The 18725-nt window shown below is 42.1% G+C and carries 14 protein-coding genes; 8 read left to right on the top strand and 6 right to left on the bottom strand.

Annotation, left to right across the window (positions count from 1 at the left end; all coding sequences use genetic code 11):
• The first annotated feature begins 330 nt into the window (after positions 1-330).
• Positions 331-1056, top strand: a complete 726-nt coding sequence (locus tag VB620_RS07520) for a tetratricopeptide repeat protein (protein WP_323195521.1) — start codon at positions 331-333, stop codon at positions 1054-1056.
• A gap of 225 nt (positions 1057-1281) precedes the next feature.
• On the opposite strand, the gene VB620_RS07515 is transcribed toward VB620_RS07520, so the two are convergent.
• Both VB620_RS07515 and psaM read right to left on the bottom strand, forming a co-directional pair.
• Positions 1282-1692 (bottom strand): slr1601 family putative cell division protein, encoded by a 411-nt coding sequence (locus tag VB620_RS07515; protein ID WP_323195520.1) that lies wholly within the window; start codon positions 1690-1692, stop codon positions 1282-1284.
• A gap of 515 nt (positions 1693-2207) precedes the next feature.
• The gene (gene psaM, locus VB620_RS07510; RefSeq protein ID WP_006196319.1) at positions 2208-2303 is read right to left on the bottom strand and encodes a photosystem I reaction center subunit XII; all 96 of its coding nucleotides are present in this window, start codon (positions 2301-2303) and stop codon (positions 2208-2210) included.
• A gap of 159 nt (positions 2304-2462) precedes the next feature.
• On the opposite strand from psaM, the gene VB620_RS07505 reads away from it, so the two are divergent.
• Positions 2463-3725, top strand: a complete 1263-nt coding sequence (locus VB620_RS07505) for an FGGY-family carbohydrate kinase (protein ID WP_323195519.1) — start codon at positions 2463-2465, stop codon at positions 3723-3725.
• Positions 3726-3761: 36 nt separating this feature from the next.
• Here VB620_RS07505 and VB620_RS07500 read toward each other — a convergent pair whose 3' ends face one another.
• Positions 3762-4190, bottom strand: coding sequence for a GxxExxY protein (locus VB620_RS07500; protein ID WP_323195518.1), 429 nt, complete (start codon positions 4188-4190; stop codon positions 3762-3764).
• A 59-nt stretch (positions 4191-4249) separates the two neighbouring features.
• Here VB620_RS07500 and VB620_RS07495 point away from each other — a divergent pair, with 59 nt between their 5' ends.
• The 4 genes from VB620_RS07495 to VB620_RS07480 all read left to right on the top strand — a co-directional run bounded on the left by VB620_RS07495 (position 4250) and on the right by VB620_RS07480 (position 10183).
• On the top strand, positions 4250-7306 hold the full coding sequence (locus VB620_RS07495; RefSeq protein WP_323195517.1) for a valine--tRNA ligase: 3057 nt from the start codon (positions 4250-4252) through the stop codon (positions 7304-7306).
• Positions 7307-7434: 128 nt separating this feature from the next.
• Positions 7435-7851, top strand: coding sequence for a hypothetical protein (locus VB620_RS07490; protein ID WP_323195516.1), 417 nt, complete (start codon positions 7435-7437; stop codon positions 7849-7851).
• Between the two features lie 92 nt (positions 7852-7943).
• Entirely contained in the window at positions 7944-8405 is a 462-nt protein-coding gene (locus VB620_RS07485; protein ID WP_323195515.1) for a hypothetical protein, read from the top strand.
• A 401-nt stretch (positions 8406-8806) separates the two neighbouring features.
• On the top strand, positions 8807-10183 hold the full coding sequence (locus tag VB620_RS07480; RefSeq protein WP_323195514.1) for an SUMF1/EgtB/PvdO family nonheme iron enzyme: 1377 nt from the start codon (positions 8807-8809) through the stop codon (positions 10181-10183).
• Between the two features lie 251 nt (positions 10184-10434).
• On the opposite strand, the gene VB620_RS07475 is transcribed toward VB620_RS07480, so the two are convergent.
• Positions 10435-10677, bottom strand: coding sequence for a hypothetical protein (locus VB620_RS07475; protein WP_323195513.1), 243 nt, complete (start codon positions 10675-10677; stop codon positions 10435-10437).
• 178 nt (positions 10678-10855) lie between these two features.
• Positions 10856-12856: an ABC1 kinase family protein gene (locus tag VB620_RS07470; protein WP_323195608.1), complete on the bottom strand. Its 2001-nt coding sequence runs from the start codon at positions 12854-12856 to the stop codon at positions 10856-10858.
• 425 nt (positions 12857-13281) lie between these two features.
• Here VB620_RS07470 and recN point away from each other — a divergent pair, with 425 nt between their 5' ends.
• Positions 13282-15009 (top strand): DNA repair protein RecN, encoded by a 1728-nt coding sequence (gene recN / locus VB620_RS07465; protein ID WP_323195607.1) that lies wholly within the window; start codon positions 13282-13284, stop codon positions 15007-15009.
• Between the two features lie 47 nt (positions 15010-15056).
• Here recN and VB620_RS07460 read toward each other — a convergent pair whose 3' ends face one another.
• Positions 15057-17081, bottom strand: coding sequence for a YfbK domain-containing protein (locus tag VB620_RS07460; protein WP_323195512.1), 2025 nt, complete (start codon positions 17079-17081; stop codon positions 15057-15059).
• A 305-nt stretch (positions 17082-17386) separates the two neighbouring features.
• On the opposite strand from VB620_RS07460, the gene VB620_RS07455 reads away from it, so the two are divergent.
• A complete protein-coding gene (locus VB620_RS07455; protein WP_323195511.1) occupies positions 17387-18610 on the top strand; it encodes a sensor histidine kinase in 1224 nt (407 codons plus the stop codon).
• Positions 18611-18725 lie beyond the last annotated feature (115 nt).

Raw genomic sequence — 18725 nt, 5'->3', positions numbered from 1 at the left:
TCTCAACCCTACAACAGTAGTTAATGAGTGGAGGCTTGTTGGCATTCTAGCAATTTGTTGCTCTCACTAGTTGATTACTCTTGAAGATTGATCTTTATTATTTCTGGAATTCAACTTACGGGTGACGTATTAATTATTAGGTTCCACTATTAATTGTTTAAGTAAGGTGATCTAAGTGTTTAATTTGTTATCCACAGGATCTGAAATTCAGCTACTGTACAGATGCCAAAGTAATCATAGACACCTTATTAACTGACACAGGGGCGCAACTACGACCACGACTAAAACTGTAATTTGATTTAGAAGAGCGAGTAGCTCAGGCAACACAATATGAATAGCCATTCATTTTTAGCTTTTGGTAAGCAGCAAAATAAAAAATCCAATTTTGTCTCAGATAGTCCTTTTTATGCTAATGGGCAGAAAAATAGCCGTAGCGGTGGATCTGATTTAGGGGATGACTACTTGCGCTCTTCGGCTTTGAGTTCCGCTCGTCAAGGAGATTACACTGAGGCGATCGCCTTACTGACTGAATTAATTGAACGCCGTCCCCAAAATTCCGTTGACTATAATAACCGAGGATTGATTTATTTTCAGAGTGGTGAGATGCCAAAAGCTTTGGGCGACTACAACACAGCACTGCTATTGAATCCCAATTTAGCTAGCGCTTATAACAATCGAGCTAATTACCATGCAGCGCGTGGAGAATTCGTCGCTGCACTGGCTGACTACGACCAGGCGATTGATTTGAATCCTAGTTATGTCCGGGCGCGGATTAACCGGGGGATTACCTTACGTGACTTAGAGCAATACGAAGAGGCTATGGAGAATTTTGAGGTAGCACTGCTTTTCGGTCAGCTAGAAGTAAATATTTGGGCAGAAAGGGGCAGAAACTATCATCTTTGGGGTGATTGGAATTGTGCGATCGCAGATTATCGTCGCGCCCTAAATCAACTCCCAAAACTAGCTCGCCAACCGGATATGTCTAGTTACCGATTGCGTTTACAACTAGAAAATTGGTTAAAAGAGCTGTTGTTTCCGGAAAACATCCACGACTAAAATAGCCAACCTAAAGGGGTTGGAGTATTTGAGTGAGAACAGGGAGAATTGGTAATTACCCAATGGTGCTGCATACAAAAATCCGTTATCTATAGGCCGTCACGCCAGTAAGCAAATGTGATTTTTCGATATATAGCAATAGCCAACAAGGTTAGGAAACAAACAGATAATTAGATAGTTTTAAGCCTGATCCCTGCTCCCGGCTATAAATTTTGAATATTGTTCTTAGGGTAATAAATCTAATACTTCAACTTCTTTACCATCTCGATTCACAAATACTACTGGAAGTTGATCAGGGTCAAATCTATAGGCTTGCTGCTGTCTAATACTCTGAGCTTGATGGGGGTCGAAGTTACGCTTAAATTCCTTTTGCAAATTATCGACTCGTGTTTCCATCAGCTTTACCTCAGTTCGGACTTCTCGTAACCTCTCTTGCTGTGTCAAGTGATAGGGAACAAGTTGCACTAGGGCAGATACTGCTGCTGTGGATATCGCCAAGTTAACCGCTATTTTTGCTGTGGTTTCCCAAGCCATAACCTGGTAAGAACGTTGACGAAGATGCCGTTTGGGTCTAGGAACAGCCCGGCGTTTTTTTATGGGTTGTAGCGGTGGTCTAGACGGTTGAATCGCGTTCATTATGCTAAAAAACCTTACTCATTGAATGGCAACATCATAGAAAGCACACTGATACTGTTAAAGCTTGATTTAGCTGCCATATTACTTCATTTTTAGCAAATTGCTACACGTATATTTTAAGTTAAAATTTAACAATATATACTTAAATAGCAGGTATGTAAAAGCTTTTGGCATCCAGTCGCCAGTATCCGCTTTGTCAGATGATTATGCTTCTCATAGCCAGTTGTAGTGATTATTGATGCCAATATTTTCTAACTCGCCATTTTTTAGCCTTGGAGTAGCGTTATATAGCTAAATACTCATCTGGCTTAACTTTCAACCTGAGAGCATCTTTGTATTTCTGCCAGAATTACGCCTATATAAACCGTAATTGACAGAAATGAATAGTTTTAAAATATACTAAAACTGGAGATTCAGAATATACAAAATAAATACAACAACCAGGACTAGCCTGATTGTTGCGTAAAAGTGGAGCGATGTTGAATATGCCCCACTTACCACGTCAGAACATGGGGTTATTTATAAAGTTCTGTGGCTAAACGCCAAGCCAGAATTCCGGGAATTAGGGCTACAGCTAGAGCAATGTACACTTGAGTGTCTGAGATAGGCACGGTTGGAACCCTCCTGAGCTAGAAATGAATATTGAACAGTTCGTTTACTACTTTTCACTGTTTTAGCAAGAATGTGGAATATCTTGTTACAAGATGCAACAAAAGCAGTGATTTACCAGTAGCTATTACTAATTTTGCGTTAAAAAAATTTATAAAACTATGAATTTTTATTTGGGGATCGATTTCGGCACATCTGGCGTTAGAGGTGTGGTGATTAATCAGGAAGGTTGCACCCAGGCAGAAATTAAGTATGCTTGGCCGTCTGAGGGTGTTTTTGACTTAGTAACGACTTGGGAGACCGCGTTATTTTGGCTGCTGAGACAAGTACCAGAACCATTGCGGCGGGAAATTGAGGCGATCGCCATTAATGGGACTTCATCCACCGTGCTGCTAACTGATGCTGCTGGTAAGCCTGTAGATGCACCTTTACTCTACAACGATGCACGGGGATCAGTTGTGCTAGAGCAGTTGAGAGATATTGCACCTCCTCATCATAATGTCTTGAGTGCAACTTCCAGCCTCGCCAAATTGTTGTGGATGATGGGACAACCGAGTTTTAAAAAAGCCAGATATTTTCTACATCAAGCCGATTGGTTAGGATTTCTACTACATGGCTATTTGGGAATTAGCGATTATCACAACGCTTTAAAGCTCGGCTATGACGTGGAACAGTTAAAATATCCCGCATGGCTAGAGAAACTGCAATTACCGATTCAGCTACCGAAAGTTTTAACTCCTGGTACTCCCATAGCCAAATTACGCCCGGAAATTGCCACTCAGTTTAATTTTCCCAATGATTGCTTAGTTTGTGCTGGGACAACTGATAGTATTGCGGCTTTTCTGGCTAGTGGGGCTAAATCACCAGGGGAAGCTGTGACTTCTTTGGGTTCAACCCTGGTAGTTAAATTATTGAGTCGGACTCGTGTGGAGGATTCACGATACGGTATTTACAGCCATCGTTTAGGTAATTTGTGGCTGACTGGGGGTGCTTCTAATACTGGGGGGGCGGTGCTAAAGCATTTTTTTAGTGCGGCTGAGTTGGAACGGTTAAGCGGCGAGATTGATGTTACTCAGACTAGTGGGTTAGATTATTATCCCTTGTTGCGGCCAGGCGATCGCTTTCCGATTAATGATCCCGATTTACCACCACGATTAGAACCACGTCCTGATGATCCTGTGGCGTTTTTACATGGTTTGCTAGAGGGTATGGCTAGGATTGAGGGGCGTGGGTATGATTTGTTGCAGGAAATGGGGGCGGATACTTTAACTCGTGTTTATACTGCTGGTGGTGGCGCGGGGAATAGTGCTTGGTCTGGGATTCGGGAAGGTGTTTTAGGGGTGTCTGTGGTTTCTTCGGTGCATACTGAGGCTGCTTTTGGTTCGGCTCTTTTGGCTATGCGGGGGGTGGATGGATTTGATTAACGAACCGCCAAGTCGCCAAGTTCGCCAAGAGAGGAGTTAGGAGGTGTGGATGATTCGTTTGATGCCTTCTTTGAGGAGGGGGACGTTAAAGTTGATCAGGAGGGCGAGTGGGTGTTTGGTCATTTTTAGGTAGGAGAGGACTTGGGCTTCGTGTATTGGGGCTAGGTTTTGGACAGCTTTCAATTCCACAATTAGACAATTGTCTATCAAAAAATCTAATCTCCCTGTACCTACTTCGTGACCTTTGTAATTTACTGTTACAGGCTTTTCAAATTCATGAGGTATCCCGCGCCTGAACAATTCTATAATCAACGCCTCCTTGTACACTTGCTCCAAAAACCCAGGCCCCAACAGTTGATGTACCTCAAGCGCCGCTCCAATCACAGCATAAGCCAGCCCATCTACTTCCTGACTTGGCTCCCCTCTCTTGGCGTACTTGGCGACTTGGCGGTTCGTTTTTTCCATCAACCCCTCTCCCCTATGGCAAAATTTACTAAAGTCCTTCCAAACTTAGTATTCCCAGCATGACCGCAAACATTACCAACCTCCCCAGCCTCTACGACCCATTTACCACCGAAGCCAAATGGCAAAAATTTTGGGAAGCAAACCAAGTCTACAAAGCCGATCCCAACCACCCCGGTGAACCTTACTGCATCGTCATTCCTCCTCCCAACGTCACCGGCAGTTTACACATGGGTCACGCCTTTGAGAGTGCCTTAATTGATACCCTCATCCGCTACCACCGCATGAAAGGACGCAACGCCCTCTGGTTACCCGGAACCGACCACGCCAGTATTGCTGTTCATACGATGTTGGAAAAGCAACTGAAAAAAGAGGGTAAAACTCGCTACGAACTGGGACGGGAACAATTCTTAGAACGCGCTTGGCAATGGAAAGCCGATTCTGAAGGTACGATTGTTAATCAGTTAAAACGCCTGGGTGTTTCCGTTGACTGGACAAGGGAACGGTTTACTTTAGATGCAGGTTTATCGAAAGCTGTTCTGGAAGCCTTTGTTAGTCTCTACGAGTCAGGTTTAATTTATCGTGGTGAATATTTAGTTAACTGGTGTCCGGCTTCTCAGTCTGCGGTGTCTGATGTGGAAGTGGATAATCAAGAAGTTGATGGGAATCTTTGGCATTTCCGCTACCCTCTCAGTGATAATTCTGGGTTTGTGGAAGTGGCGACGACTCGACCAGAAACGATGTTGGGTGATACAGGTGTAGCTGTTAATCCTAATGATGACAGATATAAACACTTGATTGGTAAAACCTTAACTTTACCAATTATGAATCGGGAAATTCCCATTATTGGTGATGAGTTTGTTGATCCCACCTTCGGTACTGGTTGCGTGAAAGTGACTCCAGCCCATGATCCCAATGATTTTGAAATGGGTAAACGTCACAATCTGCCGTCGATTAATATTATGAATAAGGACGGGACTCTCAATGAGAAGGCTGGGGAGTTCCAAGGACAAGACCGCTTTGTGGCTAGAAAAAATGTGGTTTCTCGCTTAGAAGCCGATGGTGTGCTGGTGAAGGTGGAGGATTATAAGCATACTGTTCCTTATAGCGATCGCGGTAAAGTCCCTGTTGAACCATTACTATCTACTCAGTGGTTTGTCAAAATTCGCCCGATGGCTGATAACGCCTTAGAATTTCTCGACAATCAAAATTCACCGGAGTTTGTCCCCCAACGTTGGAGTAAGGTTTATCGTGATTGGTTAGTCAAGTTAAAAGATTGGTGTATTTCTCGTCAATTGTGGTGGGGTCATCAAATTCCGGCTTGGTATGCTGTCAGTGAAACTGGTGGTGAAATTACTGATACTACTCCCTTTGTTGTCGCTAAATCAGCAGATGAGGCTTGGGAAAAAGCTAAATCACAGTTTGGTGCAGATGTCCAGCTAGAACAGGACCCAGATGTATTAGATACTTGGTTCTCTTCTGGACTGTGGCCGTTTTCGACTTTGGGCTGGCCTGAAGAAACCCAGGATTTAGCAACTTATTACCCTAACAGCACTTTGGTAACTGGCTTTGATATCATCTTTTTCTGGGTAGCTAGAATGACGATGATGGCGGGACACTTTACTGGGAAAATGCCATTTAATGATGTTTACATCCACGGGTTAGTGCTGGATGAAAATGGTCAGAAAATGTCAAAGACTAAAGGTAATGGCATTGACCCACTATTATTAATTGACAAGTATGGTACTGATGCGCTGCGTTATACCTTAGTCAAAGAAGTGGCGGGTGCGGGTCAAAATATCCGCTTGGAATACGATCGCAAAAAGGATGAATCTGCATCGGTGGAAGCATCCCGAAATTTCGCCAATAAGTTGTGGAATGCCGCCCGATTTGTAATGATGAATTTGGATGGACAAACCCCAGCCGCACTTGGTCAACCAATCCCTACAGAACTTAGCGATCGCTGGATAATTTCCCGTTATCATCAAGTAATCAAACAAACCAGTAAGGACATTGATAACTACGGTTTAGGGGAAGCCGCTAAAGGTCTGTATGAATTTATCTGGGGTGATTTTTGTGACTGGTATATTGAGTTAGTTAAATCCCGGTTACAAAAAGATGCAGATCCCGCCTCCCGCAAGGTCGCACAACAAATTTTGGGTTATGTTTTGGAAGGAATTTTAAAATTACTCCATCCTTTAATGCCTCATATTACTGAGGAAATTTGGCAAACTCTCACCCAACAACCTGCGGATTCTTTAGAAACTTTAGCTTTACAATCCTATCCTGAAGCCGATAATAACCTGATTAATCCAGAGTTGGAAACACATTTTGATCTACTTATTGGCACAATCCGCACAATTCGGAATTTACGCGCCGAGGCGGATATTAAGCCAGGGGTAAAAATTACAGCCAATTTGCAAACTGATAGTCCCCAAGAACAGCAAATCCTCACAGCAGGACAGGCTTACATTCAAGATTTGGCTAAGGTTGAGAATTTCACGATTGCTTGTACTGAGCGGAGCCGAAGTGCTGATGTTCAACAAGCCTCCGTTACCGAAGCAACCAGCCCTGAAGATGTGGAGAAAAAACCTCAGAGGGGTTTGAAAACCATTGGTTGGATAATTGTCGGGCTAGTTTTTGCCAGAATAGGTTTACTCACCGGAAGTACAATTTATCGAGTTCCTTTAGTGGGGACGTTCTTTGAAATAGTTGGTTTCGGTTATGCGTCTTGGTTTATTGTGCAAATTCTGCTGAAGGCTGAGGCTAGACAAAAGTTATTGTCTCAATATTTCCCGCAAAAGAATGAGCAAAAAATATTACCAACAGAAGCACCAGCAGCGCCAGAACCCGAAAATGCGATCGCCGGGGTTGTCGGTACTGTACAAGTAGTAATTCCCCTGAGTGGTGATGTCGTCGATATTGCTACTCTCCGTGCCAAACTAGAAAAAACCCTGAATAAAGCCGAAGCCGAGGCTAATTCTTTACGTGGGCGCTTAAGTAATCCCAAGTTTGTGGATAAAGCCCCAGCAGAAGTGGTCAAGGGTGCGAGAGAATCTTTAGCGGAAGCTGAAAAACAAGCCGAAATTTTACGCGATCGCCTACGTACCTTAGTATAGATGCAATGAGTAACAATTGATCTCAATCTTGTGGGGTGGGCATACTTCGACTAAGCTCAGTACAAGTCTTGCCCGCCCTTGTCTAAACTTAAAAAATACCTTGGCAATTACAATCAGCATCTAACACCATGCTATATCTAGCTAAAATATATAAATATCAGTTACGCTTATTAGCACGTCAGGAATCTGAAAACCTCTGGGTAGTGATGTCAGAAACAACTTTAATTCCTCTGGAAAAAGAAACTACCATGAGTGAAAAAGTTCTGGTTTTAGTGCAGCTTTCCCCTACAGGTAAAATTGAAAGTTTAGAAGATGCTAGCAGTTGGGTACTAAATTTAGTCCAAACCTACCTCACCACTGGAGTAACACCAGAACAGTTGCAAAAAGAAGCCGAACGCGCCGAAAGTTGGCGACAATCTCTAACTTTACAAAATCAAGAATTAGCCCGGCGTTCTTTAGAATTGGAAGCCCGACGAGAACAGATTCAAGCTTTAGAAGAAAGTCTTAAACGTCACAAAAATAATTCTCAGAAAAACTCAGATTAAGTTTTAGCTGGACTTCATTTTGGATTAAATCAAGCATTCTCTCAGGATATATAATCAGAGTAACAATACCACAATAGTAGCTAAAAGTTTCAGTGAATAACTCTAATCCCCAATCACAACCACATAAAGTAGACCCTGATTCTAACTCTGTGCAGAGTTATTTGAATATCTTGCAAGGGGTTATTGCACGGATGGCTAATAATAGTGCTAGCTGCAAAACTTGGTGTATTTCTCTGGTTTCAGCAACTTTAGTAGTATTAGCAGATAAGAATAAGCCTACTTATGCTTGGATATCTCTTATCCCCATACTGCTGTTCTTTTTACTCGACTCATATTATTTAGGACAAGAACGCAGCTTTCGGCAGATATATAATAATTTTGTGAACCATTTACATTCCGGTGAAGTGACTGTTAATCACCTTTTTAAGCTTACTCCACCAAAAGGGATGAATGTTGTCAGTTTATTATTCAAATCTAGTTTGTCTTTTTCTGTTTACCCGTTTTATTTAACATTATTAATCACGGTAATTATTGCTAGATATTTCATTCTATAATTCAGATACTTAGATCCCCGAATTTTTAAATAAGTGGGATATCTGATGTTTTTGCTCATTTCTCAATGAGAATTAAAAGTCGAGTTTATTTTTATTTATAGGAAGTAATTAAAAGCTTACAAATGTTCAATATTTTAGCAGTATCTCGATTTATAGCCATAGGACTACTATTTTATTCTTGAACAAACAGGTAGGGTGTGTTAGCGCAGCGTAACGCACCAAAGTCCAGCTAGTAGGGTGTGTGCATGGCTGGCGCTAGAGTGCAGCTTAACGCACCATTCATTATTAAGGCTTTGGTGCGTTACGGATTTCATCCTAACACACCCTACAAGATTGAAAAAAGGCACATTTGTATTTAAATTGGCTAGAATCATGAATAAAAGCATAGTGAGGCTATATTAGTGGCGGATTTGCGATTTCGAGTAGGACTTTCATTTCCTGGGGAAGCTAGAGATTTTGTAGAAAAAGTTGCTCAGGAATTAGCACTGGAATGGAGTAAACATAAAATTTTTTATGACAATTTTCATGAAGCTGAACTTGCCATACCAAATCTAGATATACACCTACAAAATATTTATCATAAGCAATGTGATTTAGTTGTTATTTTTATTGGTAAAGATTATGAAAGAAAAGATTGGTGTCGTTTAGAATGGCGGGCTATACGTGACTTGATAAAAACCAAAATTCAGAAATCACCATCAGCAATTATGCCAATTCGCATAGATAGTGGTGATGTCTCTGGTTTATTTTCAATTGACGGTTATATTGATATCAGAGGTCGAAAACCTCATGAAATTGCTTCTTTGATTAATCAGCGATTGAGTTCATTAGGATATTCCCATTCTTCATTCACTACGCCACCTCCTCCATCTCCTCCAGAAGAGATACCTGAATCTTCACCAGAATTACAGAAATTCGAGTTTAAATTTGCCAAATTAATAATAACTGAAGAAAAGAAATTAGGGAACGCCGATAAAATTCAGCGTAATGACTATTCAGGAAAAGCTGAAGGCTTCACAGAAGATTTAGGTCAGGGTGTAAAACTAGAAATGGTTAAGATTCCCGGTGGTACTTTTATGATGGGTGCTTCCAACAAGGAGGAAGGAAGCAGGGATAATGAACGCCCGGAACATCAAGTAACGGTTCCAGACTTTTATATGGGAAGATACCTAGTAACTCAAGCACAATGGGCAAGAGTGGCTGCATCTTTGCCACAAATTAATAGCAAATTAGATCCTCGACCATCTCATTTTAAAGGAAATGAAAATCTTCCTGTAGACAGTGTTTCCTGGGATGATGCAGTTGAGTTTTGTGCCAGACTGTCTAAAGCAACAGGTCGTGATTATCGACTACCCAGCGAAGCGGAATGGGAATATGCTTGTCGCGCTCACACCTATACACCTTTTCATTTTGGTGATGTAATTACAACTGAAGTGGCTAACTATAATGGTGAGTATAGCCCGAAAGGAGAGTATCGGCAAAAAACAACGCCTGTAGGCAGCTTTCCTCCTAATGCCTTTGGCTTGTATGATATGCACGGAAATCTGTGGGAATGGTGTTTAGATACCTGGCACAGTAATTATGATGGTGCGCCCAAGGATGGGAGTGCTTGGATTAATAATGATAATCAAGTTCTCCGGCTGCTGCGAGGTGGTTCGTGGCCTTACGATCCTGGATTCTGTCGTTCTGCCTCTCGCAACAACCTCTACCCAGACAACGCGTACAGCAATATCGGTTTTCGGGTTGTTTGTAGTAGTGAGGCGGCGAGGACTCTTTAGCCCTTTGCACTCTAACCCTCTGCTCTTTGCTCTTCTTCCTCTTTGCCCTCTCCTAGCGTAGTGAAAAGGAGCTATCAAATTATTTTTTTGAGCAGCATATACTCTTAGTATCTAAGATAGCAGATAAAATCTATTTTGTAAATAATACCTGAGCCATTTTTTGTAGGTTGGGTTAAGCGACAGCGCAACCCAACAAATGCGTTGGGTTTTATACTTCAACCCAACCTACGAATTAAGTATTGTAGGGTGCGTTAGGATAAAACCCGTAACGCACCGTTATTAAGGCTTTGGTGCTGTATTCTCCTCACTCTAGCGCCAGCCATGTCTAGACACCCTACCGGACTTTGGTGCTGTACTCTCCCCGCTCTAGATTCAGCCATGTCTAGACACCCTACTGGGCTTTGGTGCTGTACTCTCCCCGCTCTAGATTCAGCCATGTCTAGACACCCTACCGGACTTTGGTGCTGTACTCTCCCCGCTCTAGATTCAGCCATGTCTAGACACCCTACCGGGCTTTGGTGCGTTACGCTATCGCTAACACACCCTACTGGACTGACACAGCTAAAATATTGCATTATATTTCTCTTGTGGAACAGGCATATTGCCCGTTCTGGGGGGACCAGTAGCCCACCCCACAAGATTAGTCCAGGTGTTTGTTGCATCCAGCGAATCTTACGCTCTCGTAGCTAAAGAAGTCCTTGCAGATTTATCGCTGTTAATCTCTTCAGCTGCTAATAATTCCCGAATGAAATGCGCGATCGCTTTTTGTGTGAGACGATTGGTAACTTGCTGACCTAAACGGTGGACACCAGGATTAACTAACAATTGAGCCATTTGGGGTGCTAATTGCACTGGGTCAAAACCACGGGTTTCTCTGAGAATATTTAAAATATTTTTAATATGCTCTAGGGTTTGCTGTTGTTCAACTGTGGCTCTGGGGGTTTCGTTAATTGCTGTTAAACCGACTTGTTCTCGCAGAATATAAGTGAAATTGTGTAAAACATTTTTGCTGACAGCATTTAGTCCATTAACAAATTCATCTACCATTCTGTCCCGAATGAATGCACCACGATCCGATGAGAGAAAGTCTAATCCCTGGTTTAATACTAAATTGAAGTCGTAATCTTGATTTTTTTTAGCATTCTTTAACAGGTTTTCTAACCGATTCCACCTAAATTTTTCATCTTTAAAAAGTAAATTTTGCAGAGATGTTCTTAATTGTGGTGCTTGGTCGGTTAACAAGCGTTTAGCAACATAAGGATAGGCTTCGCTGAGGACTTTAAATTCTGGATCGATATATATGGCTATCCCTTCCAAAGTTACCAGGGAGCGAATAATTAAAGCGTAGTAGGGAGGAACGCGGAAAGGATATTCATACATTAAGGCTGAGAGTTCATCAGTGATGCTTTTGATGTTTAAGTCAGCAACACTGGCTCCTTGAGCATCGGCGAAGACTCTCGCAAAGGCGGGAATAATTGGTGTTAAATCTGTCTCTGGGGATAGAAAATCTAGCTTTACGTAGTCGTTGGCTAAACCTTCAAAGTCACGGTTAACTACGTGAACGATCGCCTCAATTAAACCATAACGCTGGGGTGGTTGTACCTCGCTCATCATTCCAAAGTCGAGATAAGCCAATTTTCCTTCTGGTGTGGCTAACAAGTTACCTGGGTGGGGGTCAGCGTGGAAAAATCCATGTTCTAGTAACTGGCGCAGTGAACATTGGACTCCGACTTCAATCAGATAACGAGCGTCTATACCTTGGGCGTTAATTTCGGCGGTTTGGGTTAATTTTGTGCCGTTAATCCACTCCATCGTCAATACGCGACGATTGGTATATTCCCAGTAAATTTTGGGAACGTAAATATCTTCTATATGACCATATAACTCAAAGAAGCGTTCGGCATTTTCTCCTTCATGAATATAATCCATCTCTTCAAAGATGCGATCGCCTAATTCATCGAGAATACCAACCAAATCACTGCGAATTTTCTTAACTCTATTTTGTACCCATGCAGCAAGTTGGCGCAAAATATACAAGTCAATGGTAATTCTTTCTCTGAGGTCGGGGCGCTGAACTTTAATAGCGACTTCCTCACCCGTTTTCAGTTTACCTTTATAAACCTGTCCCAAAGAAGCCGCCGCAATTGGCTGTAGCGAGATTTCAGCGTAAATATGTGGAGGTGCTGCGCCTAATTCTTCTTGAATAAATTGATAAGCAATTTCGTTGGGAAACGGTGGTAATTGGTCTTGTAATCTGGTTAATTCTTCTAAGTATGCAGGGGGAACCAAATCCGGTCTAGTGGATAAAGCCTGTCCAATTTTGATATAAGCAGGCCCCAGTTGGGTGAGTAGTTCTCGCAGTTGAACGGCGCGACGGTGGTCTTGTTTCACCACTACTCCTCGAACACTGTCCCACCACAACCCAAAGACAAAGGAAAAAGTGGGTCCCAAAACTGCAAAAATACGCTGCAAAACTGTCAGGGGTCGATGGCGATAATGTTCCCTGATTTCTTGGGGATCGTAAAGTATGGCCTCAGTCTCTAGGTGTGGCTGAGTTATGCGCTTTGGTGAACTAACAACCAAGGTTGATTGGCCATTTTCTGTTACTACTTCAGTCACTGGTGGTTTGTCCTCGGTTTTTGGGGAAGTCGGGGGGAGTGTCTTCACAATCATGGAGTCAGGCACTTTTCGCATTGACTATGTGAAGTATTGTAACAATAAGTTAGAGTACAAGCATCCATCATAGGGAAAAAAATTATGGTTTTATGACAACCAAAATTATGATTAGTCTTTATTTATAGCAGGGAGTGGCACTTCGGCTTACTTCGACTGCGCTCAGTACAAGTCGCTCAGTGTCCGGGAGTGGGTGATTGTGTACTAACCTCTTTGGTGCTTGCTCTAAATAATATCTTGATTCTCAACCTGAGCGTGGGATTTTGTCGGTAGGGTGACTTGAGGCATAAAAACCAAGTCTAGATTTCCGATGGAAAAGCGTTGTATCATCAAAATATGCACCAATAGTTGGTAACAAAAATATTGTGCTGAGTTTTGTGTAACTTAAAAGTCTCGGCATCTGCCCTCATGGAGAATTTGGCTTGATGTTGCTTTACCTGCGAATTGCAAATTTTGCCCTCATTGACCAACTGGAACTAGAATTTGGCGCGGGACTGAATGTTCTCACGGGTGAAACCGGCGCGGGAAAGTCAATTATCTTGGATGCGATTGATGCGGCTTTGGGTGGTAAAGTCTCTAGTCGAGTGATTCGTACTGGGACTAGTCGCTCTATGGTGGAGGCGACTTTTACATCTCATCCAGCTTTAACTGCTTGGTTGAGTGAACAGGAAATTGATTTAACTGAAGATAATTGTGTGGTGGTTAGCCGAGAAATTACGGCTACGGCTAGTAATATTCGCAGCCGGTCACGGGTGAATGGGGTGTTGGTAAATCGGCAAATTATGGGGGTTTTGCGCGATCGCCTGGTGGAAATTACCGCCCAAGGTCAAACTGTACAGGTGGGACAATCCGCCCAAGTCCGGGAATGGTTAGATGTCTACGGTGGTGACTCGTTACTACAACAGCGTCAAATTATCACTACGGCTTTTACTGCTTACCAACAAGCCCATCAGGTGTTAGAAAAACGCCGGACATCAGAAAGGGAACGTCTCCAGCAACTGGATTTACTCACCTATCAAATACAGGAATTAGGGGCTGCTAATCTCCACGATCCCCAAGAATGGGAACAACTGCTGCAAGAACGGGAACGCCTCAATCACGTGGTGGAACTGCAACAGATGAGTTACAAGGTGTATGAGTCCTTGTATCAAAATGATCATGAAACCCCAGCCGTTGCCGATTTATTGGGGGATAGCGAAGCCACTTTAACTGATATGGTGGAGTACGATTTCCAACTACAACCTCTGTTGGATTTGGTCAGGGATGCTCAAACGGCGATGATTGAGGTGGGCAGACAAATTAATGCTTATGGTGGTAGTTTGGAAGCTGATCCCCAACGATTGGAAGAAGTAGAAGAGCGGATTCAGGAATTGAAACAAATCTGTCGCAAGTATGGCCCGACTTTGACAGAAGCGATCGCCTACTACCAACGCATCCAAGGGGAATTAGCGGAACTGAATGATAGTGAATTATCTATTGAAAGTTTAGAACAACAGGAAACAGCCTGTTTTGTAGAATTAAATCAAGCTTGTGCAGAGTTAACAAAGTTGCGTCGTCAAACCGCCGCATATTTAGAATCTCAATTGCTGGGTGAATTGAAGCCTTTAGCGATGGAAAAGGTAAAGTTTCAGGTGGAGATAGCCGCAATTTCCCCCACAGCCACAGGTGCAGACAAAATTACCTTTATGTTTAGCCCGAATCCTGGGGAACCTCTGCAACCTTTAATTGCGATCGCCTCTGGTGGTGAAATGAGTCGGTTTTTACTAGCACTAAAAGCCTGTTTTTGTCAAGTGGATGCCGCCGAAACTATGGTATTTGATGAAATTGACGTGGGAGTTTCTGGGAGAGTTGCTCAGGCGATCGCCGAAAAGTTACATCAACTTAGTCAAAAAAACCAAGTATTATGTGTCACCCACCAGCCCTTAGTTGCAGCTATGGCGGACAGACATTTCCGTGTAGATAAACAAACAATTACTCAGGGTAATAATACTGAGCAGCGTACTGTGGTCAGAGTCACGAATTTAGAAAATCTCAGTCATCGCCGAGAAGAACTAGCCCAGTTAGCTGGGGGTAAATCTGCCACAGATGCGATCGCCTTTGCTGAGTCCTTATTATTACAAGCTGCCCATCATCGTCGCCAAGAAATAATTTAGCTCAAATTCTCCCCTCCTCGCTTGCGGGGAGGGGCTGGGGGTGGGGTTCACCTCCTGGTCATCAATCCCCTAGATTGTTCCACCAAGCGTATAAACTCAGCCCGATAGCCCTCTTCATCTTCTCCTCTGGCTTGACTTGCCAAATTCATCACCAAATCTAAATCTGCATTCCCCTTGTATTCAGAATCACGCAGTACCATGCCAAAAGTCGCCACCGCAGCCGCAAATCTCAGATTACGGGAGGGTGATTGGTTAGCTTTAAAGTCACGATCTGAGATAGTTTGGGTAATCAGTTGACTGGTGCTATCCTCTGGTAATTTATACCGGAGTTTTACCAACATCATTTCATTATCGGCTGGAGTAGTCACAGCAGGACGCTGATATCTTAACGAGTCCACCTCCGGGAGTTTTACATCACTATCCACACCAGTAGGAATCACCTCATACAGTGCAGTCACAGAATGACCAGACCCAATTTCCCCTGCATCTTTTTTATCGTCATTGAAATCTTGGTTTTGCAGTAGGCGGTTTTCATAGCCAATCAAGCGGTATCCTTGGACTTTAGCGGGATTAAACTCTACTTGAATTTTTACATCCTTAGCAATAGTAAACAGAGTTCCCCTAATGTCATGAACCAAGACTTTTTTCCCTTCTAATAAGGTATCAATATAGGCGTAATTGCCATTACCCTTATTAGCTAGTTGCTCCATTTTGCCATCTTTGTAGTTACCAGTCCCAAATCCCAGAACTGTGAGAAAAATTCCCTGATCTCGCTTCTGTTCAATTAATCTGGTCAACTCGCCATCACTGGAAATCCCGACGTTAAAATCTCCATCCGTAGCTAAAATTACGCGATTATTTCCAGACTTGAGGAAGCTTTCTTTAGCAATTTTGTAAGCTAATTCAATCCCCTGACCACCAGCAGTAGAACCCCCAGCTTCCAAGCGGTCAATGGCCGCCAAAATTTCTGCTTTTTCATCCCCAGAAGTAGCAGGTAAAACTAATCCCGCATTCCCAGAATAAACTACCAAACTTACCCGGTCTTGAGGACGCAGTTCATTCACTAATAATCTCAGCGACTGTTTGACCAAAGGTAATTTTGCGGGTTGGTTCATAGAACCAGAAACATCTATCAGAAATACTAAGTTACTGGCTGGTAAGTTTTCACTCTCCAAACGTTTACCTTGCAAACCTACCTGTACTAGCTTGTGTTGGGGATTCCAGGGAGCAGTAGTCACCTCGGTATTAACAGAAAAAGGGCGATTCCCTCTGGGTTGAGGATAATCGTAGCTAAAATAGTTAATCATTTCCTCTATCCGCACAGCATCTTTGGGTGGTAATTGTCCTTGAGTAATAAAGCGTCGCATATTACTGTAGGATGCTGTGTCTACATCTATGGAAAAGGTAGAAAGAGGTTCATCACTCACCCGATGAAAGGAATTATCCTCAATGCGGTTATAGTTCTCTGTGTTGAATGTAGTACCCGTTGGCGGTTCCGGTACGGGGGCGACCATGCGAGGTTCAATGTTGCTACTACGATTTTGGCGAGGACTACTTGAACTACCAAAAGCTTGATCTTGGGCAGATGTAGAGGAAGGCATACCAGAGGGTCGAACCTTAGAGACAGAGGGAGCTTGAATGGCTTCTCTAGTTGGGCTGGAAGTAAGATTACTATCAGCTTGTATCTCATTTATGGAGTTGTTGAGGGTTGCTAACTCTGATGTAAATTCCCTTTGTAAGCGTTGCAGAATTTTTTGGTCGGCTTCAGCAACTGTTGTAGAGTTAGTTGCGTCTAAACAACTATTCAAGACTGTAGCAAACTCTGTCCGGGTGATAGGAGAAGTGCCAAAGTTTTGGACGGTGACGACACAACTATAATTGTTTACTAATGCCTGGAGTGCTTGATAGTCGGGGTTATTAGGTAGAATGGATTTGTTGGCAGAACTTCTATTAGCTGGAATGGCAATTGTCCCAGACTGATGTAAAACAGCAAGTCCTACTGACGGTATTAACAAAAATAGTGCTAAAATACTAACTCGCTGCCACATTTTGGACGGAATGGGATAAGACATTGGTAAATCCTCACACTCAACTTGTTTTGTGATCTTTGCCCTGTTGCATTTACCCAGAATAGTCCTTAATAGCCTGATCTTTTATTACTGTTACAGTTTTGGTAACTGTAATAGATACAACGCTTCAACTACAAACTCACTTGCCAATATTGTCTTCGCTACTTTTACCCCTAAGTGGTTAACGCTGTTGAGCCGCAATAATTAATGCCATTAATTATTGTGTATATACTTACCTGCTGGGCATAAATATACTAGGAATTTACAAACCATCTTGCAGTTTTTTTTGTCTATTTCGGCTCAATCCCATGCTAAGTTCTTCAATTGTTATGTTTTTGATTATCACCCTAATTACTTTTGGGGCTTGGATATTGGGATTATCCATTCTCAGGACTCAAAAAATTCTCCAATTATTCAAGACAGAACCAGAAAGACTGAGTTGGCGAATCATGTTTTTCCTCATGATTTTTTTTCTGGGCGGTTATTTGTTATGCATCTATTTAACAGTTGGAAAGCTGATTGAATGGATACCATTGCTCACTGGCATGGTTTTCTTTTTTGGAGCATTATTTGTGTTTTTTAGCGTTACTATCTACTATCAAACACTGGAACGACTGTTTTTAGTACAGGAAAAATACCGCAAAGCTAAAGAAAAGGCAGAGTCAGCTTTATTTCAATTACAAGAAAATCAGCAAACTCAAATGCAATTAATTCAACGTGAAACTATGTTAGCCTTGGGAACAATGATTGCTGGTATTGCCCACGAAATTAATAATCCAGTGAGTTTTATTCATGGTAATTTAGAACATCTTCATCAGTACACCGATGACTTACTAAATATTCTAGAAATTTATGCTTCTGTATATCAAAATCCAGATATAAAAATTGTCCAAGCTATTGATAATAGCGACCTGACATTTATCAAGAGCGACTTGCCAAAGCTGCTAAATTCGATGGAAGTTGGCACAATTCGGATTGGAGAAATTGTACAATTGCTCTCAAATTTCTCACGTTTGAATGAAGCTGACTATAAAAAAGCTGACATACACGAGGGTATTGATAGTACACTCCTTATTTTGCAGCATCGGCTTAAATGTTCTTATGGTAAGAGTAAACCTATTGTAGTGATTAAGGAGTACGGGGAAATTCCTCCATTTTTTTGTAATCCTCGCTGCTTAAATCAAGTATTTTTAAATATAATTAATAATGCCATTGATGCATTGATTAAAAAAGCAAAAATTATTTATCCAACTACAGATACAACACCAACTATTTGGATTCGGACATTTAATTTTCAGGATAATCAAATCGTGATCTCAATTACTGATAATGGTTGTGGTATGAGTGACGAGATTTGCCAATCTATTTTTCAACCTTTTTTTACTACTAAGCCTACTGGTCAAGGAACTGGTTTAGGTTTATCTATTAGCTATCAAATTATCGTTGAGCAACATGGAGGTTCTATCAAATGTACTTCCATTCCTGACCAGGAAACCAAAATCGATATTAGACTTCCGATTAAACAAATATAAAATAACAATTTGGGCAATGTCTGGAAAATTATTACTTCCTGATAATATAAAAATACATAAATAAAATTGAGCCAGAAATCCATTTAACCTCTTCCCTTGCGGAGAGAAGTCACAA

It is taken from the genome of Nodularia harveyana UHCC-0300 (genome assembly GCF_034931085.1).
GTDB classification, from domain to species: domain Bacteria; phylum Cyanobacteriota; class Cyanobacteriia; order Cyanobacteriales; family Nostocaceae; genus Nodularia; species Nodularia harveyana.
The sequence above is the reverse complement of the archived record's forward strand: the minus strand, read 5'-3'. Positions and strand labels throughout refer to the sequence as shown.